Origin of the sequence: Prevotella aurantiaca, from assembly GCF_015262605.1 — a bacterium.
Lineage (GTDB): Bacteria > Bacteroidota > Bacteroidia > Bacteroidales > Bacteroidaceae > Prevotella > Prevotella aurantiaca.
In genome coordinates, this window is the sequence record NZ_JABZSJ010000001.1 from 37343 (window position 1) to 64335 (window position 26993).

The following is a 26993-nucleotide window of genomic DNA, read 5'->3' on the forward strand; positions in this document are numbered from 1 at the left end:
CGAACATAGAATTATGAAAAAAACAAAGATATTTTTCCTCCTTCTCACCCTCTGTTTTAGCTTTGCCACAATGGCGATAGCACAGTCATCGGCTGTTAAGAAGGCTGCCAACGCTACTTTCACACTTACCACCTTCGACACTAAGGGGTCGATTCTTTCTACCACAAATGGCGTTTTTGTTTCTACCGATGGTATCTGCGTTAGTACGTGGAAGCCTTTTGCAGGAGCTGCAAAAGCTGTTGTTATCGACAACAATGGACAGAAATACGATGTAGAAACCATGCTCGGAGCCAACGAGATATACGATGTGGCAAAGTTCAAGGTAAACGCAAAGACTGCTGCTGCGCCTTTCGCATCTTCGGCTACTGCCAATTCAACTGCGTGGGTGGTTATACCTACAAAGGCGGGCGAACCGATAAAAGCCAGCATTAACAAGGTTGAAAAGTTCATGGATAAGTACAACTACTGTGTGCTTACCACCTCAGCGCCCGAGAAAAATAATGGGGCTCCTTTGTTAAACGAGCAGGGACAGATAGTAGGAATATACAATAGCAATGGCAATTTGCAGAGTGCAACAGACGCTCGATATGCCAACGACTTCGTATTGGTGGGACTTTCACAAAACGACCCTACCCTTCTGCAAAGCGGAATCAGAATCGGACTGCCGCAACAATCCGACGAAGCCATTATTGCGCTGATGTTGTCGTCTAACAAAATAGAATCTTTAAGAACGGCTACCATCAACGATTTCCTCCAAAAATTTCCTGCATTAAACAATGGATACACAGCTTTAGCATCTCTTTTGTTTAGCAAAGGTAACATTGCCGAGGCGGATAAGGTGTTGCAACAGGCTATTTCGAAAGTAAAAGAAAAGAACGAAGCACACTATAACTACGGACGAATGATTTACCAAGGAGCAACTATGGCTTCTCTTGCCGACAAGGCTAAGGCGCAAGGATGGACATTAGACAAGGCAATGAGCGAGGCTATCGAAGCCTATAAAATAAAGCCTGAGCCTGTCTACAAGCACCTTCAAGCACAAATTACTTATGCAAAAGGCGATTATCAGAAGGCATATCAAGAGTTCGAAGCATTGACAAAGACACCAATGAAGAACCCAGAACTTTATTTGGAAATGGCGCTTTGCCAAGAAAATCTCAAGGGTAGCGACGACGCAATACTTGCTCTCTTGAACCAAAGTATAGAGCTTTGCGATACTCCTTACATGGATACTTCATCGCCATACTTCCTCGCACGCGCCAATCAATTGGAAAAAATGGGTAAGTATCGCGACGCTATGAAAGACCTTTACCTCTACGAATACCTTAACCAAGGTACATTAGAGGCCGACTTCTACTACATGCGCGAACAGATAGAAATAAAGGGTAAGCTGTGGCAACAGGCACTTCAAGACATCTTGATTGCTACAAAACTGAACCCAGCAGAACCGATGTATTGTGCAGAAGCCAGCAACTTGCTGCTCCGACTCAATAAATTTGAAGAAGCAATATTGGCTGCCAAGCAGGCCATCGCCCTAAAAGATGATTATGCCGAAGCCTATCTCGTACTGGGAATTGCTCAATGCAAGAACAATCAAAAGGCGGAAGGTATTGCCAACATAGAGAAGGCTAAAAGCTTAGGCAACCCTCAAGCCGACACTTTCTTGAATCAATTCAAGTAGGAAACCAACAAGGTTTGCACACCAACTTGTGCCAATTATGGTAAAAAACTTAACCGATAATTTGGTCATAACGAATAAAAACAGTAATTTTGCAGCCGAATTCAGCGGTTCCGTAGCTCAGTTGGATTAGAGCAACAGCCTTCTAAGCTGTGGGTCTTGGGTTCGAACCCCAACGGAATCACGAATAAAACATTAGTTAGAAAGCACCATTTGATTTTATCATTTGGTGCTTTTTTTGTTTTTGTTTGTATCTTACCATAGTACTATTCCCAATTGATTGCACCTGCCACCTGATGGAAATAGTTGCTGAACAGCATGCTAAATTCTTCTTATTGCCAACTAATAGCCATACGCCTGACCTTACTTCGGGAATGCTAACAGCTCTCTTTCGTTCCTTAACTCCGTTCATAACAAGGGTATAAACTACCTTGCGCTTAAACCATTTACACATTATTATATATAGAGGCACGGACAAATACACTCCGAGAATTAGCAATTTGTAAAACAATATGGACAGAGCTACACAACAACAGGACAGCAAACCGAAACACAAAATAAGTAGATAGCAGGCAAAATATATGGGAAACTCGACATTACACATGTAAAGCGATGCGTAAGTTTTTATGAAAAAATAGACAAGAAAATTTGTAAGTACAGAAAATAAATATTACCTTTGCACAGCATTTCAAAAATGCTTGGCAACTCAGATAATGAGCCCTGACTGGAAGGATGGGTGAGTGGCTGAAACCACCAGTTTGCTAAACTGACGTGCGGGTTACCGTACCGGGGGTTCGAATCCCCCTCCTTCCGCCACCCTTTTGGGAAAAATCGAGAATCAGAAGGTCGGTTCATCTAACGGTTAGGATACAAGATTCTCAATCTTGGCATACGAGTTCGATTCTCGTACCGACTACAATAAAGTCCGTAAGCAATTGCTTACGGACTTTATTGCTCCTTACCCACTCCCTCCTATTTACTATCTTCCATCTCCATACACAAATAATAAGAAGGTACATACTCTATTATCTGATTATAAATAAAGTACTTCAGTTCCATCATTCTTACATTTATATTATCTCGACAAAGATGTTATAACAGTTCTTTCCAACTTAAAGACACTCTACAAACCTTATTCTTAAGCGCTTGAAAAATAACGAACAAGGGCAAATAACTTCTATTTTTAAATGGGTAATCGTTTAAAACATCGCAATCCGTAATAGATATTATCTGCCAAAAAAAGGACCTTTTTAGTTGGTTTATCGTTCAACCTCGCTCTCTCCCCACCTATAATATTTTGTATTCAGATTGCTGTTCTAAAGCGAAATAAGTGTAAAGATTTTACAGACCCACCCATTTCTTCCAACATCTTGTATATCAACACTTTACAATACCCATTGTTTTGCATTGCAAAAGTGCCTGTTTTGCACGCCAAAAGAGCCTATATTGCAACGCAAAACAACCGCTTTTACAACGTAAAATCGTTTCCATCGTTTTTACTTGATGTTTTCTTTACAAAACCATCATGGTTGTTTCTACGTAAAACAATACTTTCTTTATATCTCAACGTAAACAAAAAGTGAACTATGTTTTACATATACATTAGAATTTATAAGCCGTATTTAGAATTTCTCTCGGTCGATTTCAATAAATCAAATAGTCTTTGTTGAACTTGTTTATTCGTTGCCATGCGATGAAAGTAAGCCCATTGATGAGTTAAATAAAACAAATATTTTAGCTTATTCTTATTTGAAATGTTAATAAAAAATATTACCTTTGCGAGTAATAAAAGCAGAACCTAAAGTATATTAGATTTATGAACAATCAGTTAATTGCATATAATGCTTCACTCGCAATACTACAACACTGAGGGTTTCTGCTCTATTAACACTCATGATATTTGCATAATATCATTAACAACAGGTATATTTTAAATGTAGAATAGGAAGAATTTATAATGCTATGGAGAAAATAGAAGTTATTCAAGAAGGTGCTATCACTTCGTGCAACATTGGAGTCAGCAAAGAAGAATGGTTGGAGTTGCTGAAGGATTCTGCAACGTCTAAACATTATAAAGAAGCTTTGATAAAGGTGTTCTATGCCCCTCAGCATAGAGGTTCGTGCATTTCTATTTGTAATAAGATGGGAGGCAATCCCCAATCGCTTAACAGTTATATTACCAAATGTGGAGAATATGTTCAGAAAAAGCTTAATAGATTTCAGATTATCCGCCCAAATGGAGAACCATGCTATTGGTTAGTTCCGATGGCAGAAGGCAAGGACCTACCCAAAAACAGCGAAGGAACGTTTGAATGGCAACTTCGTCCAGAACTAATAGAAGCTATTAAAGAATATCTATACTGGCATTTGGTTGAATGTTACAAAAGTCTAAGAAAGGAAATTCGTATTGATGATGATAAATGGAACGAGCTTTATAAGTGGCAACTCATAACAGAATGCCAAGGCAAGGACTTTATAAGCATTGTCAATAAAGTACGTGTTACGAATTTGATTTATACACGTTTGGTTAGTCCAACGCTCGACTTTGTGATAAATTATCGTCGTAAAGAGTTTGAAAAGGCTGTCCAATCGCTGGCAGATGGGCAAGTATTGCTGGATAAGCGCATTCAGGATTTCTCTACTACCATGCAGGAAATAGCAGATGTTCCAGACAATGACAAGCAGAACTTGTATGCAAACGATGAACGCACAGTATCGGCAATACTGACTTGTATCGACCCCAATACCTATACAACTTATAAATATGGGCTATATAAGTCGGTTTGCCAATATTTAAATATACAGCCTAAGAAAGCAGGTAAATGCTATTCTCATTTCATGGAACTTATAAAACCGCTTCTGTATATAGTTGAAAACGACAAAGAACTACACGATTTGGTGTCTCCATCTATTAGCAATTACATTCAATCTGACTTACTTTTATCACAAGATATACTTTGGGCACTCTTTGTTTCGTTCCCAGAACGACTTGATTTTCTTTACTCTTTATTGTTTAGGACACGTTATTGGTGTGTCGGACAGACCTATAACGATGAGGATTCGCAACTATCTCGCTTTGCAGAAGAGGGCATTTGGGAAGCATGGTTCAATGATACAAATGATGGAAAACGCCAATTAAAGTTCGCAAAAGAAATAAAAAAAGGTGATATTGTTATTATAAAATCATCGTTTACCAAAGGTACAAACCACGACATACCGTCTATGCGAATATTTGCACTTGGGGAAATTGTAAGCGAAAAGAGTTCTATAAAAGAAGAAGATACGAGGACTATTGTCTCTTATAAAGTGAACTACTTTTGGCAAGGAGAGAAAGATTTTGATGGCTCTAAATATGGCTGTTTTCGACACACTATAGACGAATGTAATGATATGGAAGTAATAAAATTCATAAATAGTAAGAGGAACGAGGAACCTACGAGGAAGTATACCAAATACATAGAGCTACTTGAACAGAACAAAAATATAGTTCTCACAGGTGCACCAGGTACTGGTAAGACGTTTATGGCGAAGGAAATTGCCAAAGAAATGGGCTGTTCTGACGACGAAATGGCTTTTGTGCAGTTCCACCCATCGTACGATTACACCGACTTTGTAGAAGGATTACGCCCTGTAAAGGATGGTGATAACTATGGATTTGAGCTGCGCAATGGTGTATTTAAGGACTTCTGCGCTAAAGCTTTGCAGAATTTTATAGATTCAGAGAAACCTATTGAAAGACTACAAAAGGAGAGTTCGGTTCGAGAAATATTAGAAGACTTCATAGAAGATGCCATTGATAATGAAATAACATTCGAGACATCGGGTACTAAAAATAGTTTTTCGATAGTTGAAAATAATGAGCGAACCATTATTGTGGAAGTTCCTGCGAATGAGAAAACAAGGTTGGTGAAATTATCGAAAGCCGAGCTTATAAACTTAATGGATAATAATATATCTGTTAAAAGCGGTAAGGATATTCAAGCACACTTCCACAGAAAGCACCGCACACAGCAAGACTCGTACATCTTTGTGCTTTATAACAACATTAAGAACCAAGCAGCAAAAGAGCCGTCGGTAGAAGTTTCGAAAGTTGAAACAAAGAATTATGTGTTCATAATTGATGAAATTAACCGTGGCGATATATCGAAAATCTTCGGCGAATTGTTCTTTGCTATCGACCCAGGATATAGGGGTGAGAGGGGAAAAGTGAATACCCAATACCAAAACATAATAGAAGATGGCGACCCTTTCAAGGACGGTTTCTTTGTTCCAGAGAATGTTTACATCATTGGAACAATGAACGACATAGACCGTAGCGTAGAGAATATGGACTTTGCAATGCGCCGTCGCTTCTCGTGGATAGAGGTTTCACCTAACGATACGGAATCTATGCTCGACGAATTGTCGTGTGTAAAAGAGGCCAAAGAAACGATGGCTCGTTTGAATAAAGCCATTGAAGAAACAGAAGGATTAGGGTCTGCTTATATGATAGGACCGGCTTACTTCCGTAAACTTGGCGAAAACGGAGGCGATTTCGTGAAATTATGGAAAATGAATATAGGGCCTTTGCTCAAAGAATACCTACGAGGATGTCGCAAGACAGATGATATAATGAAGCAATTAAGCGAAGCTTACTTTGGGGAAAAGGGTGAATAGCATTCAAGATAATTGAATTTTGACAGATGAGAATCAATCTGACAGACAACAATATAGGGCAAAGAGATAAGCAAACTTTCATAAGAAAGGATATTGCTGCTTTGTTTCCAATTGCTGATAAAACAATTGCTGACCTATGCAATGATAATGAAAACTTGCTTATCTTCCCACGTTATGACGAAAAAACTAAGGATAGGATTGAAGAGTCGCCTATTTTAAAGATTATAAATACTAACGATTCGGATAAAGTACGCATTGCTACTGGCAATATAATGGGCTTTATTGGTGTTGATAAACTGCGGATTAAGATTAAGTCAAGATTTGATAATGGGTGCAACGATTACTTCTTGCACTACATGCTTCAGAAAGTTTTATCGTTCAATCTCTTCGACCTTAACCATAATAATGAGCAAGAAGATGTGTTCGATTTCATTATATTTATGTTCCCATACTTCCTTAAAGCAGCTCTACAACAGGGCGTATATAGAGAATATCAGCACTTTAAATATAATGATTCGAACCTTAAAGGAAGGATAGACATAAGTCGCCACATTGCCAAAAATATGCCTTTCGTTGGCAACATTGCTTATGCGACACGTGAATATAGTCGCGACAATGATATGACGGAACTGATTCGGCATACCATTGAGTTTATAAAAACCAAGAAATATGGGGAGGCTATCTTGAACATTGACCAAGAAACGAAAGAAAATGTAAAAGCAATTGTTGACAATACACCTTTATATAATAAGCTCGAACGTAACAATATCGTTGGGAAAAACCTACGAATAAAAAATCATTCTTACTATACGGAATATCGCCCACTGCAGATTCTTTGCTTGCAAATTCTACGAATGGAAGAGATGAAGTATGGTGAGAACGACGAAGAGGTATGCGGTATCTTATTCGATGGCGCGTGGTTGTGGGAAGAATATGTGAATACGATTTTGCAAGAGAGGGGATTTAAACACCCCAGAAATAAAGAAAAAGAAGATCCTATTTACCTTTTTGAAGACAATAAGGGAAAACGTTATCCTGATTTCTATAAGGACGACATGGTACTCGACGCTAAATACAAACATCTGGGCAGCTATTCGAGAGTATCAGAGGTAGACCGCAACGATGTTCACCAGTTGATTTCATATATAACTGCCTTACATGTAGAGAATGGAGGCTTTGTTGCTCCGCTGGAACAACCACAATCTGAAATTCCAACTTCGTATTTAAAGGGATCTACTGCAAGTCTTTCGATTTACGGAATTGAAATTGTGAAAGATGCAATATCGTATGCTGACTTCTGTGATAAGATGAAAATGACGGAAACAACATTTATAAAATCTATAATGCAACAACGATTTCAACAATAAAGAAAGGATAATCGTACTTGCTGAGCGTAAATAAAAGAAGAGGTAAGAACAACCAATTTATAGAATAGTCATATGGTTAAGCACAGGTCAAAATGTAACCACAGGAATACATAAACCACAAAAAACTGAGTCGTTGTGGTAATGATAGCAAATAATAAAGTTGCTTGCTCTATCCACAGATAAAGTTCTTAAAAGGCGAAAGCATGGGTTTAATGCCCTACTCTATTCTACCTTATACATTTGAATAAGGACGTACAGAATTGAAATGAAATGTAAAGATTTCGCCAACTTTTATATATCGCATAACTATCTATATATCAACACTTTGCAATACCCATTGTTTTGCATTGCAAAAGTGCCTGTTTTGCACACCAAAAGCGCCTATATTGCAACGCAAAACAGCCGCTTTTGCAACGTTAAATCGTTTCCATCGTTTTTAATTGATGTTTTCTTTACAACATAAGAAATGCTTTTCGTGTTGGTCAGTGTAAATATATGGAAAGGTGATTGGTTGAGTTTGAGAAGGTGAAAGCAGATAGTATTGAGCTGTAAATACGGAGAGAAGGAAAACAAAAAAAGGTGCCTACATATCTCATGCAAACACCTTAGTAATATGAATTGAATTTTCAGTCTTTCTTAATCCATTTGTTTTTAACCGAAATCGTCGAAGCGAATGGCGTCCTTTTCTACGCCGAGGCTGTCCAAATAGTCGGTAACAGTCTTGATAAGCATAGGAGGTCCGCAGAGATAATACTCGCAATCTTCTGGCGCTTCGTGGTTTTGTAAGTAGGTGTCGCGTATGCAGTTCACCGCAAAACCTTGGTAATACTTCACTCCAGCAGCATCAGCTACAGGGTCAGGTTGGTCGAGTGAGAGGTGCATATGGAAGTTTGGATATTCCTTTTCAAGCTCCCAGAAGTCTTCAAGGAAGAAGGCTTCACCCAATGCACGGGCTCCGTAGAAGAAGTGCATCTCGCGATCGCGAGTGTGTAACGTCTTTAACATGTGCATAATCTGACTGCGCAATGGTGCCATACCTGCACCTCCACCAATCCAAATCATCTCTTTACCAGATGTATAGTTAGGTGCAAACTCTCCATAAGGACCACTCATCATAACCTTATCACCTGGTTTCAGCGTAAAGATGTACGATGAACCGATACCCGCTGGTACGTTTTGGAAACCTACTTGTGGGCGTGGCAAGAACGGAGGAGTGGCAATACGCACTGTAAGCGTAATAATATCACCTTCTGCTGGATAGTTTGCCATTGAGTAAGCACGTACAGTGTCTTCTGGATTGCTGGCTTTTAAAGAAAGGATATTGAACTTCTCCCATGTTGGTAGATAGTCTTTGCCAATGAGTTCCTTATCAAAATCCTTATCATAGTCAATGCAATCGTACTTAGGAATGCGTATCTGAGCGTACGAACCAGGCACAAAGTCCATGTGTTCGCCTGGAGGTAGTGCTACCTTAAACTCCTTAATGAACGATGAAACGTTCTTGTTAGAGATAACAGTGCACTCCCATTCCTTAACACCCATAATAGATTCAGATATCTTTAAAGAGATATCGCCCTTCACTTTTGCCTGACAACCGAGACGCCAGTGGTCTTTAACCTCCTTACGAGAGAAGTGTGGACGCTCTGAATCGAGTATTTCGCCACCGCCTTCGAGTACTTGACATCTGCACTGACCGCAGCTTCCCTTACCTCCACAAGCCGAAGCCAAATGGACACCGTTCTCGTTAAGGGTTGACAAAATGGTACCGCCCTGTTCTACTTCTATTTTTTTATCGTCATTAATAGTTACTGTTACCTTACCACTTGGACTGAGGAACTTCTTTGTAACAAGGAGAAGGACAACCAAAAGAAGGATTGTAACCAAGAAAACAGCAATGCTGTATAATATAAACTCTGCCATTTTATTATATTATATTTTAAGTCCTGAGAAGCACATCATAGCCAATGCCATGAGTCCTACGGTGATAAAAGTAATTCCAAGTCCTTGTAATGGCTTGGGAACATCAGAATATTCCATCTTCTCACGTATTGCACCCATCAGTACAATAGCAAAAAGCCAACCGATACCTGAGCCAAATCCGTAGACAAGAGCGTCCCAAACAGAACCGATGTACTGCGAACTTGAAGGGTCAAGACCAATGCGTTGCTGCATAAAGAGGCTCGCTCCCATGATCGCACAGTTTACGGCGATGAGCGGAAGGAAGATTCCTAACGCACCATAGAGCGATGGTGAGTATCTTTCAACAGCCATTTCAACAATCTGAACAATGCCCGCAATAACGGCAATGAAGAGAATAAAGCTTAGATAAGAGAGGTCTACACCTTCTAATATACAATCGGGGCCGAGTACTTTGGTTTGCAAAAGGTAGTTCACAGGCACGGTAACAACCAATACAAAGGTAACAGCTGCACCGAGACCGAACGATGTTTTGACGTTTTTAGATACGGCTAAGAACGAACACATTCCCAAGAAGAATGCGAATATCATGTTGTCCACAAAGATGGACCTGAAGAATAAACTTATTAAATGTTCCATAATTATTTTCCTTCTTCTTTATAGAAATATGCACGATGAACCCATATTACGCAACCAACGAGTATTAACGCCATAGCAGGCATGGCCATCATACCGTTGTCTACATAGCCCATATCGTAAAGACTCTGTGGTATTACCTTAAAGCCAAGCAGGCTTCCACGTCCGAAAAGTTCACGGAAACTACCTACTAATACAAGGATAAGCGCATAACCTAAGCCGTTTCCGATACCATCGAGGAAACTTGGCCAAGGCTTATTGGTCATGGCGAAGGCCTCCAAACGTCCCATAAGGATACAGTTGGTAATGATAAGACCTACATAAACCGAAAGTTGGACACTTACATCGTAAGCAAAAGCCTTCAGCACTTGACTAACGATGGTTACCAAGGCAGCCACAACTACGAGCTGAACGATAATACGAATGCGGTTTGGAATGGTTTTACGAATAATCGAAATAATCACGTTCGAGAAGGCTGTAATAATGGTTACCGCCAGTCCCATGACGATAGAAGGTTTCAATTGTGAGGTTACAGCCAAAGCCGAACAGATACCTAACACCTGAATAAGCACAGGATTGTCAAGGTTCAGTGGGTTTATAAAAACCTCTCTATTTTGTTTTGAGAACAAACTCATAATCTTTCTGTTTTATAATTATTTATTTCTCAATATTACTTTGCGGTTAGGAACTTAACGTAAGGTGCAAGTCCGCCTTTCTCGTTGTGGAACATTTCGGTTACACCATTACTTGTTAAGGTAGCTCCGGTTACAGCATCTACCTGGCATTCGGGCTTCTCTACCTTCTTTGTTACACTGAAAACGATGTTCTGTTTCTGTGCATCGAAGATATTCTTTCCCTTGAATTTGTCTTGCCAATCCTTACTATCTTTGATTTCTGCACCCAATCCAGCAGTCTCACTCTCATGGTTAAAGTACACACCAAAGATGGTTGCCTTGTCTTCGTTCAATGCTATGAAACCATTGATAGGGCCCCAAAGTCCATTACCATAAACAGGAATAACGTACTTATCCTTACCATCTACCTTGCAGCGGAATAATGCCAGCTTGCCTTCTTTAGCGTCTTTGCTGTCCAATTTAAAGCCAGTATCAACACCGCCTTGCTTACCTTGCTCTACCACTTGGCCGTCAGCATTGATAATATCATCGGCAAGAATAATCTCGTGCCATAGCTTTTGCGCAGTTTCGTTCGACATATCACGGTCTTGATTGAGCGCAAAGAGAATCTGTTTCTGGTGATCTATCTGTACATTAACGTCTTGTGTAGGTTTCAAAGCTTGGAAAACGAAAGCCAACAAGAAAGCTACTACCACCACAAGGACCACAGAATAGATAATTGTATATGAATTGCTATTTGTCTTCATCTGTTCTTTTCCTCCCTTAGAGTTTAGCACGCTTAGCACGTTTGTTGATATTTGACTGAACCACACAGTAGTCGATTAATGGTGCACACATATTTCCGAAGAGGATAGCGAGCATCATTCCTTCTGGATAACCAGGGTTCAATACACGTATAATGACTGCCATTGCTCCAATCATCAAGCCATAAATCCACTTTCCGCATTCTGTTCTTGCTGATGTTACAGGGTCGGTTGCCATGAATACAGCACCAAAACAGAAACCGCCCAGCACGATATGCTCGTACCATTGTAGTGGACTTGCACCTGTAGAATGGAATAATAACGCCATAGCAGCACCTCCTACGAAGACGCTAAGCATAGTTTTCCAGCTTGCAATGTTCGTCCATATCAGAATAATAGCACCAATTGCAATAGCGATAACCGATGTTTCGCCCACCGAACCAGGTATTAAACCAATAATCATATCGTTGAACGATGCGTTCACAGCAGTACCTTGAGCTATCTCACCCAACGGAGTAGCCATCGTAAAGCCATCAGGTAGTGCATAGCCGAAGCCGAAAATCTGATCCGTTGCAGTCCAAATCTTATCTCCAGTCATGCTTCCTGGGTAAGAGAAGAAGAGGAAAGCGCGTGCAGCAAGAGCCACATTAAAGGTGTTCATACCAGTTCCGCCGAAGATTTCCTTTGTGAAAATCACAGCAAAAGCCACTGCTAAAGCCAGCATCCACAATGGTAACGTAATCGGAATGATAAGCGGAATGAGTATACCACTCACCAAAAAGCCTTCTTGAATCTCCTCACCTTTCCATTGAGCCCAGGCAAATTCAATACCCAAACCCACGATGTAAGACACTAAAATCTTAGGCAACAGCATTAAAGCACCATACACGAACATGCCCATACAGGTTGCTTCGCCTAATTTTCCGGCAGCGAATGCATTCTGATAACCAATGTTGTACATACCGAACAACAATGCTGGTATCAGCGAAATCACCACCATGCTCATTATTCTTTTTGAATCGATGGTATCATGAATAGACGTTCCGCTCTTCGAAGTCTCATTAGGGACATACAAGAATGTGTCCATACCATCATAGATACTCTTGAAAGCGTGCAGCTTTCCGCCTTTTTCAAATTGTGGGCGCAGCTTATCAAGATAATTTCTTAAGCTCATATTGTATCACTTAAAAGTTTTAATTCTCTATTATAATATAAGGTGTACTTACGCATTCTCCTTGCGTAGTGTATTCAAACCATCGCGTACAATCTTCTGCAGTGGTTGTTTTGAACTATCTACGAACTCTGCCAATGCAAAGTCTTCGGGGCTTACTTCGTAAATACCAAGCTGTTCTTGTTTGTCGATATTACCTGTTATAATAGCTTTAATAAGGTATTCGCCATATATATCCATTGGTAACACCGAGTCATATTCGCCGCTCATGATGATATTACGCTTTCCTCCCTTGATACGCGCGTCGAGGTCGTACTCCTTATTCTTTCCGAAGAGCCAGCTAAAGTAGCTTCGTGATGTTGAATATTGGTTGAGACGAGGCATTATCCAGCCTGCTAATTCGTTCACATCGTCGCCTTCTGGTATTGCAACAACCTCAGAAACGTGAGCACCGAGGAAGCTATTATCGTCTGCTATCGTACCTGTCAGCGGATTACCGTTCAACAATCGCACATGTTCAGAGGCTGTTAGTCTTCCTGAAACGATATCATTAATAGGTGTACCCACCAATGCTTTCACGTAAGCAGGTTCCTTTACCTTACTACCAGCTACAGCAACCACACGTGTTAGGTCTACCTTTCCAGTTTGGAGGAGTCTTCCAAAGAAGATAACCGCAGTAGGATCAACTGTCCAAACCACCTCTCCCTTGTTCACAGGGCATAGATGATTCACCTGTACACCCACGTTTCCAGCTGGACATGGACCATCGAAAACAGTCAGTTCCACATCTTTAGCCTCTGTCAGAGCCTTACAATTTTGTTGTGCTCCGATAGATAAATAAACCTTAGAAATCTTAGATAGTGCGGTTAATCCAGTTTGAAAAGCTTCTTCCTGACCTTGAAGTTCATATTCAAAGTCGCCTTGTAGCGGCTTATCTCTAAGTGCTGAGATGAATATTGCCTTTGGTTTTGTGTCGGGAGTAGTAGACACTGCATAAGGCAATTGGTTGATATACCCGAAGAGTCCTGCTTCTAACAGAGCCTTCTTTACACCTTCTCCATCCAGTGTCTGCACGTTTTTGACACCGAAATCGGCAAACGTTTGTTCGTTATCTGCCTCTATGCTAACGTACAAAATCTTTCTACGGTCTCCTCTTACAATCGATTTTACGACACCGCTTACAGGAGAAGCAAATCTCACTTCTTCTGAATTCTTGTTCACGAAAAGCGTTTCGCCAGTCTTGACATGGTCGCCTGCCTTCACTACCATTTTAGGAATAACTCCTACGAAGTCCTCTGGTACTATTGCATACAGCTTCGACGATTCCAATGGCATGGTTTCTTTCTTAGCACGTCCTTTGAGTTTTATGTCTAAACCCTTACGCAACCTTATTTGTTCTGTCATAATTTAAAATAATGAAAACATCACTTTTTTCAGCTTGCAAATATAGTAATTTTTAGGCACTTTAGAAACTTTTTACCGCTTTAATTTTAGTATGAAAGGGAAAAATTGTAGTTTTGCAATTGCTTTGAAACGGTTGAAGACTTTTATTCGTTGGAGCGTATGGTCCTTAATAGGATCATACTTGCTTATTATTACGCTGTTACATCTACCAGCCATACAGCATTTTGTTGGCTCGCAGGTGGCTGATGCTATTGCGGATAAGCTGGGAACAAAAGTCAAAATAGAGCGTGTTGACCTCGGTTTTCTTAATCATTTCATCGTTGACGGACTGATTATAAACGACCAAAAAGGCAAGCAGATGGCAGAAGCATCGCGCATTGCTGCGAAAGTAGACCTATGGTCGCTCATCAGCGATGGTAAGGTGCGCATTTCTTCTGCACAGGTTTTCGGTCTGAATGCCCTACTCTACCGCAACTCTCCCACCGAAAAAACCAACTTTCAGTTCGTCCTCGACTCGTTAGCATCGCGTGATACAACGCGCCATACCCCTTTAGATCTTCGCATTCAAAGCCTTATTATACGTCATGGAAACGTGCGATACGACCTTCTTTCGACCCCTATTACACGCAATAGACTTAACCTTAACCACCTCAATGTTAAGGAAATATCGGGCCACATTAACTTAAAGGTTCTCACAGATAGCAACGTTAATGCCGAGATACGCAACTTCTCGTTTGCCGAAACTTCGGGTTTAGATGTGCGTAACCTGCGCTTGCATCTGAAAGCCAACAAGCAACAAGCCGAATTAAGCAACCTTTTTATTCAGCTTCCCCAGTCAGAAATCAATATACCTTTATATATAGCACGCTTCGACAGTAAGGCTGCGAAGCCCAATTTTGCTACTGCTTACCATCAGATAAGCATTGATAAGTCGTATGTTACCCCTGCCGACATGGCTTGTTTCATGCCTGCGCTGAAAACATTTGGCAGCAAACTGCACTTCAACACTAATATTTCGGGTACAGCCGACCAGTTGAATTTGAAAACGTTTGTACTCAACTATGGCAAGAAAGACATTGTTGCGAACCTCAATGGCTCGCTCGCTCATCTTACCACACAACCTGCCTGGAACATCAACGCAACTGCTTTGCAACTGAAAGGCGACCTTATTCAAAAGGTGGACAAGGCGTTCCGCCTGAATCTTCCTGCCGAAGTGTTGCGCTTAGGCGACCTCAGTTTTAAAGGAAAGGTGCGAGGAACACGGGGCTACCACCACGCAAAGGGTACACTTGCCCTTACGCATGGCAATGCCGATGTAGACTTTTCGCTTCGTGGAAAGAACTTAAAAGCTGAACTAAACACGCAGCGTTTCACTATTGGCAATATTCTTACATCGGCTCAACTGGGTACGATGGCTGCAAACATTAAGGTAGAAGGCACCACCGACCTACGTTATTTATATGCCAAAGGAACCATTCCTCAGTTCGATTACAACGGCTATAGTTACCGCAACATAGCGATTGATGGCACTTATACCAACGATACTTTCAACGGAAAGGCGTCTATCAACGACCCAAATGGTAAGTTAGGAATTGACGGAATGGTGGGTAACATTCGCAAATTCATTGAGAAGAAGGGACAAATAGCCGTAAATGCACGCATCGAAGCCGACAATGTTAATCTGCACAACATGCGCATTACGGAGGCTTTAGGCAACCGAACGCTCTCTTTTAATTCCACTTTGGCGGGCAGCAGTTCGTCTATCGACGACCTTATCGGTAAACTTACGCTCGACAATTTCGCCATGCAAGAGGGCAATAACCGCAACGTTGCGCTGAAACATTTGGAGATAACGGCTGCCAATAAGCTCATGGGCAAGTCGATAGACTTACAGTCTGACTTTGGTACAGCGTCTATTTCGGGCCGCTTCAACTACTCTTCGCTGGTGCAAAGTGTGCGGAACATTGTGGGTTCATACCTTCCTGCGCTGGTGGGAACACCTCGCCGATGGAACAAAACCACCGATAAGAATGTGTTTCACATTGAGGCTAACATTACGAATACACAGATTTTACACGACTTAGCGAACCTTAAAATAGCGCTTTCGCCCTCGCTCCGCCTCACAGGAGATGTTGACGAAGCCCACAATATGCTTACGTTGAACATTGCGGCACCGCAGGCTGACTATGGTAGATACCATTTCGAAAACTTCTCTTTGGCGCTTTCTACACTCAATAACAGTTTGGATATCGGTCTGAAAGGCGAATGGATAGATGGTGCTGGCCGTCGTCTTGCACTGCAAACCATAGGTTCTGCCAGAAACAACGAGCTGAATACGCTGTCTTCTTTCAACGCTTTTGCACAGAAAACCTTTATGGGACAGGTGGATTGCACGGCTCAATTCGAGCGCATTCAGGGCAATAAGCTGGCTACGCATTTGCATTTTGCTCCGTCAAAGATACGCATCGATACCATCGCATTGCAGGTTCAGCCTTCTGAACTCACCTATACGCACAACAATTTAGATATAAAACACTTCGAATTATCGAACAAAGAGCAGCACATTATCGTGAACGGACAGACTTCGGGCAACGCTTCCGACTCGCTCACGGTACAGCTTAAGGACATCGATGTACCTTATATATTAGACATTGTAAACTTCCACAGCGTGTCGTTTGGTGGCTTTGCATCGGGCAAAGTGGTGCTTAAGTCGGTATTTAATAACCCTCGTGCATACGCCGACCTTATTGTTAGAGAGTTTAAGTTCGAGAAAGCCGATATGGGAACGCTGTATGCACAAGCTAATTACACCAATAGCGAAGGACGAATAAATATCGAAGCGAAGGCGTTAGACGACGAAACATCGACTGACGTAAATGGTTATGTAGACTTAAAACATAGCTATATCAACCTTCCTATCTTTGCTCACGACACGTCGTTGGCCTTCATTAAGCGGTTCTGTGGGGCGTTTATGGACAACATTAAGTTGCGTGGCAACGGCTGGGTGAAGGTAGTTGGTCCGCTATCTAAGGTTAATCTCGAAGGCGATGTACTCGTTTCGGGCTCGGTACGCATAAAGCCGCTCGGCACAACCTATACGGTTCAAGATGGTCGTGTATCGCTTATTCCGAACGAAATCAACTTCAACAGCATCAACGTAACTGACGGAGAAGGACACAATGGTATAATTACGGGAGGACTAAGCCATCAAGCCTTGCGCCAATTAACGCTTGATATAGACATTCAAGCCAACAATATGCTGACCTATAACCTACCCCGTGAGGCTACATCGGCTAACTTCTGGGGACGCGTTTATGGCTCGGGCAAGTGCCAAATCGTGGGCAATGAGAACGAAATAACGTTGAACATCAACATGACACCGAACCGAAACTCGCACATTACATACAATGCAGCGAAGAATGCCATAGACGAAAACTCGTTCATACGATGGAGAGATATGACTCCAGACAGCCTTATGCCAGTGCTAAGACAAGACACTACATGGCTGAAACACGATGTGGAAGACAATTACAACAGGAAGATGGCGGCCGATTTGCGTATCAACTTACTCGTCAATACCACACCAGACTTCACGCTGAGTGTGCTGATGGACGAATCGTCGGGCGACAACATCACGCTGAATGGCACGGGTGTGGTTCGTGCCACCTATTATAATAAGGGGGCTTTACAACTCTTCGGTAACTACAACGTGAGTCGAGGAGCCTATAACATTACCATTCAGAACATTATAAAACGACAGTTTGCCTTCGACGATGGCTCGCTCATCGCCTTCGGCGGCGACCCCTTTGCTGCCTCGTTGAAGCTGAAAGGACGTTACACACTGAACTCTGTGCCGCTCTCCGACCTAAGAATGGGAAGCTCGTTCCGCACCAGTAACACGAAAGTAGACTGCTTATTGAACATCAATGGCACGCCAGAGACGCCTTCGGTAACCTTCGGACTCAATCTGCCCGAACTGTCTTCCGATGCAAAACAAATGGTGTTGTCGGTTCTCAACTCCGAACAAGACCTTAACCAACAGGTGTTATACCTGCTCGCTGTGGGCCGTTTCTATCCGCAATCAAACAATAATGCAGCCCCACACGAGCCCAATCAGTCTGGACAAGCGTCGCTTGTGATGCAAAGTATCCTATCAGGAACACTCTCACAGCAGATTAACACCGTACTATCGAACGTGATTAACGACACACATTGGAACTTTGGAGCGAACATTGCTACGGGTAACGATGGATTTAACAATGCCGAATACGAAGGCATATTGTCGGGAAGTCTGCTGAATAATCGCCTACTCATCAACGGCGAGTTTGGCTATCGCGACAACGTAGCCACCAATACGTCGGCTTTCATCGGCGATTTCGATATTAAATATCTGCTCTTGCCCAGTGGAAACATAGCCCTGAACTTCTACAATAGGGCCAACGACCGCTACTTTACTCGCAACTCTTTGAACACACAAGGCATTGGTGTGATAATGAAAAAAGACTTCGTTAATTTCAAAGACTTATTCAAGCGGAAGAAGAAAAAGAAGAAATAAACTTCTTCTTCCCACTTTTTACGCACCGCACAGAAGCCGTTCGGTAGGCAGGAATGGCATCGGCTACTCGCCTACTCGCTATCTGCTTGATGGCAAAGCAATGCAAGTTTATCCGCTTTATCCATCTTTTTTATATTTTTTTCAAAAGAAAAAGCATTACATTACTACATCTAATACATCATGTTTTGGTAACCCTTACTTAACATACAGTTTATGTTTATTATGGAAGAATATGCATATTAGAAAGTAATACCAATGCTTTCGTTTTGCAATAGAGCCTGTTTTGCGTTGCAATATAGGCTCTTTTGCCGTGCAAAACAGGCCCTTTTACAACGCAAAACAATAGGTATTGCAACGCATTGGTGGTCAGATGGTTACACCATACAATTTAAACGAAACAGCATATACACTTTTATTGCATAACGTGCATAAAACTTGCATAACGCAATTCAACAACTAAGGCAGTTTATTTGTATAAACGTTTATAATTATTATAATTATCAAACTTACATAATTGTTTAATCTTTTTCACTACATAAAATTGCATTTTTCACGAGAAACGTATAATTTTGCGAACGTATTGCGATAAACTGGACATACTAAAAACCATCATCTAAATGTATAGTCTACGCAAATGTCATAAGAAAAAAGTGAGTATTAAACGAGAGTAACATTAATTTAATGACGGCAAATGAACAGGAAAATTTACACGAAATCCTTATAAAGGGAACTAAAGGCACTTGGAATAATAGGGTATCCAATGCCGAAAGAAAAGTCATAAAATTTATTTTTAGGTCTTTCAACAGACACTTAATGTGTAGAAAGATACAAAACCAGTCTTAATACAGAGCATAAGCCACTTGTTAAAAATAGCTTGCGGGTACGCTATGCATAGGGTCTTGTGTACCCGCAGCTAATGTAACATAGGTGGAATATGCCTCTAAAAAACAAATTTTAAACTTAGCTATTTATGAAAAAGCATTTTTCGTTTCTTACGCTCCTAGTTGGAATGAGCGTAACAACAGTAGCTGCGCCTATCCAACCACAGAAGGCTAAGCAGTTAGCAGAGAACTTCTTCAAAGGCTCTAAGAACGGTGGAGCAAAGCTGAAGATGAGTTATCAAGCACCAGACGAGACCAAAAGTGGTAACAGTCTTTACTATGTTATCAACCGAGGCGACAACCAAGGCTTCGTAGTTGTATCTGGTGATACACGTACGCGTGCTATTTTGGCTTACTCTGACAAAGGTTATCTCAATGAAGAAGCAATTCACGAGAACCCTTCTATCCACGGTATGTTCATCGAATTCGCTGAACAAATCGAGTGGGCACAGCAGAATATAGCAGACAAACCATCTGAATCTTATAAGCTATTAGCTGCTCGTGGCGACTTCAAAGAGCCACGCCACCTTATCGAACCATTATTGGTTGTAGAGAAAAGCAACCGCAATGTAAACCGTCCAACCCCTATTAGCTGGGGACAAGACTGGCCATTTAACCTATACAGTCCAACTATTTCTGATAACACAGGACGTAGATATAAGACTGTATCAGGCTGTGTTGCAACGGGTATTGCAACCGTTGTTCGTTGGCACGCATGGCCTGCTCGCCCTAAAGGATCTACATCTTATACATGGAGAAGAACTAACTCTCGCATGGCAATCAACTATGATCAGCAACCTGCTTACGACTGGACTAACATGCCAGAAGGTGTAGACGGACGTGGAAACGACCGCAGAACTGGTCAGAGAGTAACTGAAGTTCAGGCTGATAACATCGGTCGTTTGTTGCGCGATATAGGCTATGCTGTTCGCATGAACTTTGGTCCTGCACAGACAGGAGGTAGCGGAACGCTACTTTCTTATGCTCCTGCTACATTGGTAAACAACTTCAGTTACGATGGAAGATTGCAATGTATCATGCGCTCTAACTTCTCTGACGCAGCTTGGTGGGCTGGTATTCAAGACGAATTGACCAACTATGGCCCTATTGTTTACGCTGGTTACTCAAACGGCGGAGGCCATTGCTTCGTGGTAGACGGTCTCGCTGAGAACAGATACGTACACGTTGACTGGGGTTGGAACTACTCTTCTAACTGCTGGACATCTATCGATGTACTCGAACCAGGTGGCGAACACGGCATCGGAGGAGGCATTGGAGCGTTCAATCGCGGCCATCAAATGTTGCGTTACTTTAGACCTGACGGCGATGTAAACCCTAATCCAAATCCTAACCCAGAGCCAAAACCAGAACCAAAACCACAGCCAACACCTGATACAAAGGGTGTATTCTCTGTAGTTAAGACTGTTTCTCCAGCTCAGTTCTACCAAGAAGTTAACCAACGTATGACTATTTCTGTTAAGAATATCAGCAACGTTGCATACAACAGCTACTTCAAGCTCTCTGCTGTTAAGCAAGGTTCATCTTACGCAACCAACCTTACAACATCTCCTAATAAGATATATGTTGGTAGCGGATCAACTAAAGAACTCAGCTTCTACGCTGACCTTAGAAACTTAGAGAAGGGCAATTACGACCTACGTATTAGCTATGTAAGCAACGGTAAGTGGACTGAAATGGAGGAAAGTGCTGGCCGTATGACTATCAGCAGCCGTTCAATGGGTGCTAAGGTGGTAGCTACTTCAGCTCTTCCAACCGTTACTACATTCGTTGGAGAGGCTGTTAGAATCGAAGTTCCTGTAATGAACACAGGCGACGCAGACTTCAGTGGCAACGTTGAAATGCGTGCTAATGGTACTGTTATCGCTGGTGGTGAAGTTGCATTGTCAGCTTCTGAGCGTGCAACACTTGCATTCAGCACTAACACAAGAAACTTCCAAAGCTTGAAACCAGGTACTTATACCTTGACAATTTCTTATGGAAATGGTCAAAGTGTAACCTATGGTAACTCAGCAAACTTGGGTTCTCTCATCATCAAGTCTAAGGAAAATCCAGTTATTTCTACAGGTGATGTAAGACTAAACTCTGCTTTCTTCTATCAGAATGGCAGATATGTAGGTTCTAAGTACAGCACTATTTCAAAGAATGCGGACCTCACTGTAAGAGCATACCTATACTCTTCAAACGGCTTTGACGGCTCTGTTAAGTTGTTTATCACCGACTCTTACGGCAAGACAGCAGGCAACAGCGCTGCTCTTGAAAGCGTTAATAACATCAAGTTAGACAAGTATGGCAGCGGTTATGTTGAGTTTACAGTTAAGCAAAGCGAACTTACAGGCAGCCGTTACTATGTTAATATCATCTATAACGATGGTAAGAAGGACATCTGCAAGTCTTGGGACGGTGTTGCTTTCTATGTAAGTGCATACAATTCTTACTACGGAACCAGTGCAAACAACTATCCAAGCGATAAGGGAATCGAAGTAAAAGTAAAGGATATTACTTACGGTGACGCTTATATTGCAGTAGGTGCAAACGACGAAAACCTCGTTGTTGGCGAAACAAACGGCATCGAAACTGTTGCTGTTCAAAGCGCAAGCCTCTACCCAACAGTAGCAAGCGAGACAATAACCATAGCAACTGCTGAAGCAGGTATGGCTAATATCTTCAGCGCTGCTGGTGCTAAGGTAGCTGAAATCTCTCTCAAAGAGGGTAACAACACTATTGCAGTGTCTCAGTTTACACCTGGCGTTTACTTCGTAAAGGTTGCTAACAAGACCTTGAAGTTCGTTAAGAAATAATCCAGTATAAACTACATTAAGATTGGTTCTGAATTTTTATATAGGTCCCGAAGGTTGGTATTGTCCGACTTCCGGGACTTTCTTTTAAAAGAAAAGATAGACTCCGATGACCTCAAACCTTATCATCAATATTCAAAAAAACCATGTGTTAGCCGTGTGCATATACATAAATATGTAGTCGTTTGACAATTCTAAAACTGCTGTAAAAATTATAATTCAAAATAGCAGTATCGGTTTCACTTTCCAAAAGAGCCTGTTTTGCGTTGCAATATAGGCTCTTTTGCCGTGCAAAACAGGCACTTTTGCAACGCAAAACAATGGGTATTGCAACGCATTGATAACAAGATAGTTACACCATAGGTATTCTATGGGTAGCAATTGGAACTTTTACAGCATTTTCTTAGCTTTATTGAGGCAATTTAATCGTAGTAAAAAGGCAATATAAAATTAATATGCTTTAATTACTATTATATTTGCAAAACTTATGTAAACTTTCAATCTTTTTCACTTTACAAAGTTGCATTGTTAATAATAAATGTATAAATTTGCGTCCGTATTGCGAGATTTTAGACATCATTACAACCATCATCTAAATATATAATCTTCGCAAATGTCATAAAAATAAGTGAGTATTAAACGAGAGTAACATTAATTTAATTTATCATCATGAATAAAAAAGCTTACACAAATTCCGTATGTTGGAAACATCCGGCACTTGGGAAAGTTGGGTAACCATGGCCCATTAAACAATCATAGAATATATTTACCTGTCTTTCAATAGACACTTTTAGTGTAGAAAGATACAAAACCAGTCTTAATACAGAGCATATTCCACATGTAAAGATAGCATGCGGACACGCTATGCATAGGGTCTTGTGTGCCCAAAGCTATGGAAACATACGGGAAATATGGCTCTAAAAAACAATTTTTAAACTTAGCTATTTATGAAAAAGCATTTTTCGTTTCTTACGCTCCTACTTGGAATGAGCGTAACAACAGTAGCTGCGCCTATCCAACCACAGAAGGCTAAGCAGTTAGCAGAGAACTTCTTCAAAGGCTCTAAGAACGGTGGAGCAAAGTTGAAGATGAGTTATCAAGCACCAGACGAGACCAAAAGTGGTAACAGCCTTTACTACATTATCAACAGAGGCGATAACCAAGGTTTCGTAGTTGTATCTGGTGATACACGTACACGTGCTATTTTGGCTTACTCTGACAAAGGTTATCTCAATGAAGAAGCAATTCACGAGAACCCTTCTATCCACGGTATGTTCATCGAATTCGCTGAACAAATCGAGTGGGCACAGCAGAATATAGAAGACAAACCATCTGAATCTTATAAGTTATTGGCTGCTCGTAACGACTTCAAAGAGCCACGCCACCTTATCGAACCATTATTGGTGGTAGAGAAAAGCAATCGTAATGTAAACCGTGCGACACCTATTAGCTGGGGACAAGACTGGCCTTTCAACCTCTATAGTCCTAATATTGTTGACAACGGACGTAGATATAAGACTGTATCTGGCTGTGTTGCAACGGGTATTGCAACCGTTATGCGTTGGCACGCATGGCCTGCTCGCCCACAGGGATATACCTCTTATACATGGGAATCTACAGGCAAAAGAATGGCCATTAACTATGATGAGCAGCCTGCTTACGACTGGAATAACATGCCAGAAGGTGTAGATGCTTACGGAAGAGACAACAGAACAGGTAGAGAAATAACCGAAGCTCAAGCTGATAACATCGGTCGTTTGTTGCGCGATGTAGGCTATGGTGTTAAGATGGACTTCGGTCCTGCACAAACAGGAGGTAGTGGTACATTCCTTACCTATGCTCCTGCTACATTGGTAAACAACTTTAACTACGACGGCAGATTACGTTGTATTTCACGTCAGAACTTCTCTGACGCAGCATGGTGGGCTGGTATTCAAGACGAGTTAACCAACTACGGACCTATCGTTTATGCTGGTTATTCAAGAGGCGGAGGCCACTGTTTCGTTGTTGACGGACTTGCAGAGAACAGATATGTACACGTTGATTGGGGCTGGAACTACTCTTCTAACTGCTGGACTTCAATCGATGTTCTTGAGCCAGGTGGCGACCATGGCATCGGCGGAGGCATTGGTGCGTTCAACCGCGGACACCAAATGTTGCGCTATTTGAAGCCAGATGGTGAGGTTAATCCTAACCCACAACCAGAGCCAAAGCCACAGCCAACACCTGATACAAAGGGTGTATTCTCTATCGTTAAGACTGTTTCTCCAGCTCAGTTCTACCAAGAAGCTGACCAACGTATGACTGTTTCTGTTAAGAATATCAGCAACGTTACATACAACAGCTACTTCAAGCTCTCTGCTGTTAAGCAAGGTTCTTCTTACGCAACCAACCTTACAACAACTCCACAAAAGGTATATGTTGGTAGCGGTTCAACTAAAGAACTCAGCTTCTACGCTGATCTTAGAAACTTAGAGAAGGGCAATTACGACCTACGTATTAGCTATGTAAGCAACGGTAAGTGGACTGAAATGGAGCAAAGCGCAGGCCGCATGACTATCAGCAGCCGTTCAACAGGTGCTAAGGTGGTAGCTACTTCAGCTCTTCCAACCGTTACTACATTCGTTGGCGAGGCTGTTAGAATCGAAGTTCCTGTAATGAACGCAGGCGATGCAGACTTCAATGGCACCATCGAAATGCGTGCTAATGGTACTGTTATCTCTGGTGGCGAAGTTACATTGAACGCTGAAGAGCGTGCAACACTTGCATTCAGCACTAACACAAGAAACTTCCAAAGCTTGAAGGCAGGTACATATAACTTGACAATTACTTATGGAAATGGTCAAAGTGTAACCTATGGTAACTCTGCAAACTTAGGTACTCTCATCATCAAGTCTAAGCAACAACCTGCTACTGCAACTGGTGATGTAAGACTAAACTCTGCATTCTTCTATCAGAATGGCCAGTATGTAGGTTCTAAGTACAGCACTGTTTCTAAGAATGCTGACCTCACTATCAGAGCATACCTCTATTCTTCAAACGGCTTCAAAGGTGCTGTTAAGTTGTTTATTACCGACTCTTACGGCAAGACATCGGGCAGCAGCGCAGCTCACGAAAGCGTTAAGAACATTCAAATGGATAAGTATGGCAGCGGTTATGTTGAGTTTACAGTTAAGCAAAGCGAACTTACAAGCAGCCGTTACTATGTAAACCTCGTTTATAACGATGGTAAGAAGGACATCTGCAGAACTTGGGACGGCGTTGCTTTCTATGTAAGCGCATACGATTCTTACTACGGTACAACTACAAACACCTATCCTGGCGACAAGGGTACAGTAGTAAATGTAAACGGAGCTAAGTTCGGCGACAAGTACATTGCAGTAGGTGCAAACAACGATAACCTCGTTGCTGGCGAAACAAACGGCATCGGAACTATTGCTGTTCAAAGCGCAAGCCTCTACCCAACAGTAGCAAGCGAGACAATAACCATAGCAACTGCTGAAGCAGGTATGGCTAATATCTTCAGCGCTGCTGGTGCTAAGGTAGCTGAAATCTCTCTCAAAGAGGGTAACAACACTATTGCAGTGTCTCAGTTTACACCTGGCGTTTACTTCGTAAAGGTTGCTAACAAGACCTTGAAGTTCGTTAAGAAATAATCCAGTATAAACTATATTAAGATTGGTTCTGAATTTTTATATAGGTCCCGAAGGTTGGAATTGTCCGACTTTCGGGACTTTCTTTTGCACCTAAATCATCTCCCCCACTATCTGGAAACACATTATTGATGCACCGAAAAAGTCGATGCAGCATGCTCGTCTTCACATGAATTTAAATTCATATTCTAACGCTTAAACTGCTGTAAAGATTACAACACAAAACAGTAGTATCGCTTTCGTTTTCTAAAAGAGCCTGTTTTGCGTTGCAATATAGGCTCTTTTGCCGTGCAAAACAGGCACTTTTGCAACGCAAAACAATGGGTTTTGCAACGCATTGACAGCCTGATAGTTACACCATGGGTACTGAATGGGTAGTTATTGGAACTATTACAGCCTTTTTTTAACCTTATAAATGAAGTTTTGTTATTATAATAAGGTGGTACAAAACAAATATGCTTTAATAACTATTATTTTTACAAAACTAATGTAAACAAAATCTATTTTTTTACTTTCAAAGTTGCATTGTTCGCAATAAATATTTATATTCGCAAACGTAATGCGAGATTTTATACATCATCACAAACATCAGCACATTATACAATCCTCGCAAATGTCATAAGTTACAAGAGAGAATTAAACGAGAGTTACATTAATTTATTTTATCATCATGAACAGAAAAGGTTATATTAAAACCGTTTGCGGGTGCATTCGGCACATGGAAGAGTTGGGTATCCACGACAAATTAAAAGTCATAAAATATAATTACCTATCTTTCGAAAGATTCTTTCTACTTTAGAAAGATACAAAACCAGTCTTAATACAGGGCATATTCCACGTGTAAAGATAGCATGCGAGTACGCTATGCATAGGGTCTTGCG

At 41.4% G+C, this 26993-nt stretch carries 13 protein-coding genes and 3 tRNA genes; 10 read left to right on the top strand and 6 right to left on the bottom strand.

From position 1 onward, the window contains the following. The first annotated feature begins 13 nt into the window (after nucleotides 1-13). From HXN26_RS00140 to HXN26_RS00175, 7 genes are all read left to right on the top strand, one after another. Nucleotides 14-1681 (top strand): tetratricopeptide repeat protein, encoded by a 1668-nt coding sequence (locus tag HXN26_RS00140; RefSeq protein WP_273158018.1) that lies wholly within the window; start codon nucleotides 14-16, stop codon nucleotides 1679-1681. Nucleotides 1682-1787: 106 nt separating this feature from the next. Continuing rightward, nucleotides 1788-1862, top strand: a tRNA-Arg gene (locus HXN26_RS00145). A gap of 112 nt (nucleotides 1863-1974) precedes the next feature. Further along, a complete protein-coding gene (locus tag HXN26_RS00150; protein WP_262499286.1) occupies nucleotides 1975-2103 on the top strand; it encodes a hypothetical protein in 129 nt (42 codons plus the stop codon). Nucleotides 2104-2404: 301 nt separating this feature from the next. Next, nucleotides 2405-2494, top strand: a tRNA-Ser gene (locus HXN26_RS00155). A gap of 28 nt (nucleotides 2495-2522) precedes the next feature. Further along, nucleotides 2523-2594 (top strand) — tRNA-Glu (locus HXN26_RS00160). 1046 nt (nucleotides 2595-3640) lie between these two features. Next, entirely contained in the window at nucleotides 3641-6334 is a 2694-nt protein-coding gene (locus HXN26_RS00170; RefSeq protein WP_273158019.1) for an McrB family protein, read from the top strand. Nucleotides 6335-6360: 26 nt separating this feature from the next. Next, complete coding sequence (locus HXN26_RS00175) at nucleotides 6361-7701, top strand: McrC family protein (RefSeq protein WP_273158021.1); 1341 nt, start codon at nucleotides 6361-6363, stop codon at nucleotides 7699-7701. Between the two features lie 651 nt (nucleotides 7702-8352). Here the strand turns inward: HXN26_RS00175 and nqrF are convergent. From nqrF to HXN26_RS00210, 6 genes are read right to left on the bottom strand one after another with little or no spacing between them, the layout of a single operon-like run. Further along, nucleotides 8353-9621 (bottom strand): NADH:ubiquinone reductase (Na(+)-transporting) subunit F, encoded by a 1269-nt coding sequence (gene nqrF / locus HXN26_RS00185; protein WP_273158023.1) that lies wholly within the window; start codon nucleotides 9619-9621, stop codon nucleotides 8353-8355. A 9-nt stretch (nucleotides 9622-9630) separates the two neighbouring features. Continuing rightward, nucleotides 9631-10257, bottom strand: a complete 627-nt coding sequence (nqrE, locus tag HXN26_RS00190) for an NADH:ubiquinone reductase (Na(+)-transporting) subunit E (protein ID WP_024999695.1) — start codon at nucleotides 10255-10257, stop codon at nucleotides 9631-9633. A 2-nt stretch (nucleotides 10258-10259) separates the two neighbouring features. Further along, a complete protein-coding gene (locus tag HXN26_RS00195; protein ID WP_273158025.1) occupies nucleotides 10260-10889 on the bottom strand; it encodes an NADH:ubiquinone reductase (Na(+)-transporting) subunit D in 630 nt (209 codons plus the stop codon). Between the two features lie 35 nt (nucleotides 10890-10924). Then, the gene (gene nqrC / locus HXN26_RS00200) at nucleotides 10925-11635 is read right to left on the bottom strand and encodes an NADH:ubiquinone reductase (Na(+)-transporting) subunit C (RefSeq protein WP_273158027.1); all 711 of its coding nucleotides are present in this window, start codon (nucleotides 11633-11635) and stop codon (nucleotides 10925-10927) included. Nucleotides 11636-11651: 16 nt separating this feature from the next. Then, complete coding sequence (locus HXN26_RS00205) at nucleotides 11652-12806, bottom strand: NADH:ubiquinone reductase (Na(+)-transporting) subunit B (RefSeq protein ID WP_273158029.1); 1155 nt, start codon at nucleotides 12804-12806, stop codon at nucleotides 11652-11654. 48 nt (nucleotides 12807-12854) lie between these two features. Next, the gene (locus HXN26_RS00210) at nucleotides 12855-14207 is read right to left on the bottom strand and encodes a Na(+)-translocating NADH-quinone reductase subunit A (protein WP_273158030.1); all 1353 of its coding nucleotides are present in this window, start codon (nucleotides 14205-14207) and stop codon (nucleotides 12855-12857) included. Between the two features lie 91 nt (nucleotides 14208-14298). On the opposite strand from HXN26_RS00210, the gene HXN26_RS00215 reads away from it, so the two are divergent. The 3 genes from HXN26_RS00215 to HXN26_RS00225 all read left to right on the top strand — a co-directional run bounded on the left by HXN26_RS00215 (nucleotide 14299) and on the right by HXN26_RS00225 (nucleotide 26115). Continuing rightward, nucleotides 14299-18762, top strand: coding sequence for a translocation/assembly module TamB domain-containing protein (locus HXN26_RS00215; protein ID WP_273158032.1), 4464 nt, complete (start codon nucleotides 14299-14301; stop codon nucleotides 18760-18762). 970 nt (nucleotides 18763-19732) lie between these two features. After that, nucleotides 19733-22462: a C10 family peptidase gene (locus tag HXN26_RS00220; RefSeq protein ID WP_273158033.1), complete on the top strand. Its 2730-nt coding sequence runs from the start codon at nucleotides 19733-19735 to the stop codon at nucleotides 22460-22462. 944 nt (nucleotides 22463-23406) lie between these two features. Further along, on the top strand, nucleotides 23407-26115 hold the full coding sequence (locus HXN26_RS00225) for a C10 family peptidase (protein WP_273158035.1): 2709 nt from the start codon (nucleotides 23407-23409) through the stop codon (nucleotides 26113-26115). Nucleotides 26116-26993 lie beyond the last annotated feature (878 nt).

What these genes read in the sequence shown, in the direction of transcription:
- nqrF (WP_273158023.1), bottom strand. Translation starts at nt 9,621, where the DNA reads ATGGCAGAGTTTATATTATACAGCATTGCTGTTTTCTTGGTTACAATC.
- HXN26_RS00205 (WP_273158029.1), bottom strand. Translation starts at nt 12,806, where the DNA reads ATGAGCTTAAGAAATTATCTTGATAAGCTGCGCCCACAATTTGAAAAA.
- HXN26_RS00170 (WP_273158019.1), top strand. Translation starts at nt 3,641, where the DNA reads ATGGAGAAAATAGAAGTTATTCAAGAAGGTGCTATCACTTCGTGCAAC.
- HXN26_RS00210 (WP_273158030.1), bottom strand. Translation starts at nt 14,207, where the DNA reads ATGACAGAACAAATAAGGTTGCGTAAGGGTTTAGACATAAAACTCAAA.
- HXN26_RS00150 (WP_262499286.1), top strand. Translation starts at nt 1,975, where the DNA reads ATGGAAATAGTTGCTGAACAGCATGCTAAATTCTTCTTATTGCCAACT.
- HXN26_RS00215 (WP_273158032.1), top strand. Translation starts at nt 14,299, where the DNA reads ATGAAAGGGAAAAATTGTAGTTTTGCAATTGCTTTGAAACGGTTGAAG.
- HXN26_RS00195 (WP_273158025.1), bottom strand. Translation starts at nt 10,889, where the DNA reads ATGAGTTTGTTCTCAAAACAAAATAGAGAGGTTTTTATAAACCCACTG.
- nqrE (WP_024999695.1), bottom strand. Translation starts at nt 10,257, where the DNA reads ATGGAACATTTAATAAGTTTATTCTTCAGGTCCATCTTTGTGGACAAC.
- nqrC (WP_273158027.1), bottom strand. Translation starts at nt 11,635, where the DNA reads ATGAAGACAAATAGCAATTCATATACAATTATCTATTCTGTGGTCCTT.
- HXN26_RS00140 (WP_273158018.1), top strand. Translation starts at nt 14, where the DNA reads ATGAAAAAAACAAAGATATTTTTCCTCCTTCTCACCCTCTGTTTTAGC.
- HXN26_RS00175 (WP_273158021.1), top strand. Translation starts at nt 6,361, where the DNA reads ATGAGAATCAATCTGACAGACAACAATATAGGGCAAAGAGATAAGCAA.
- HXN26_RS00220 (WP_273158033.1), top strand. Translation starts at nt 19,733, where the DNA reads ATGAAAAAGCATTTTTCGTTTCTTACGCTCCTAGTTGGAATGAGCGTA.
- HXN26_RS00225 (WP_273158035.1), top strand. Translation starts at nt 23,407, where the DNA reads ATGAAAAAGCATTTTTCGTTTCTTACGCTCCTACTTGGAATGAGCGTA.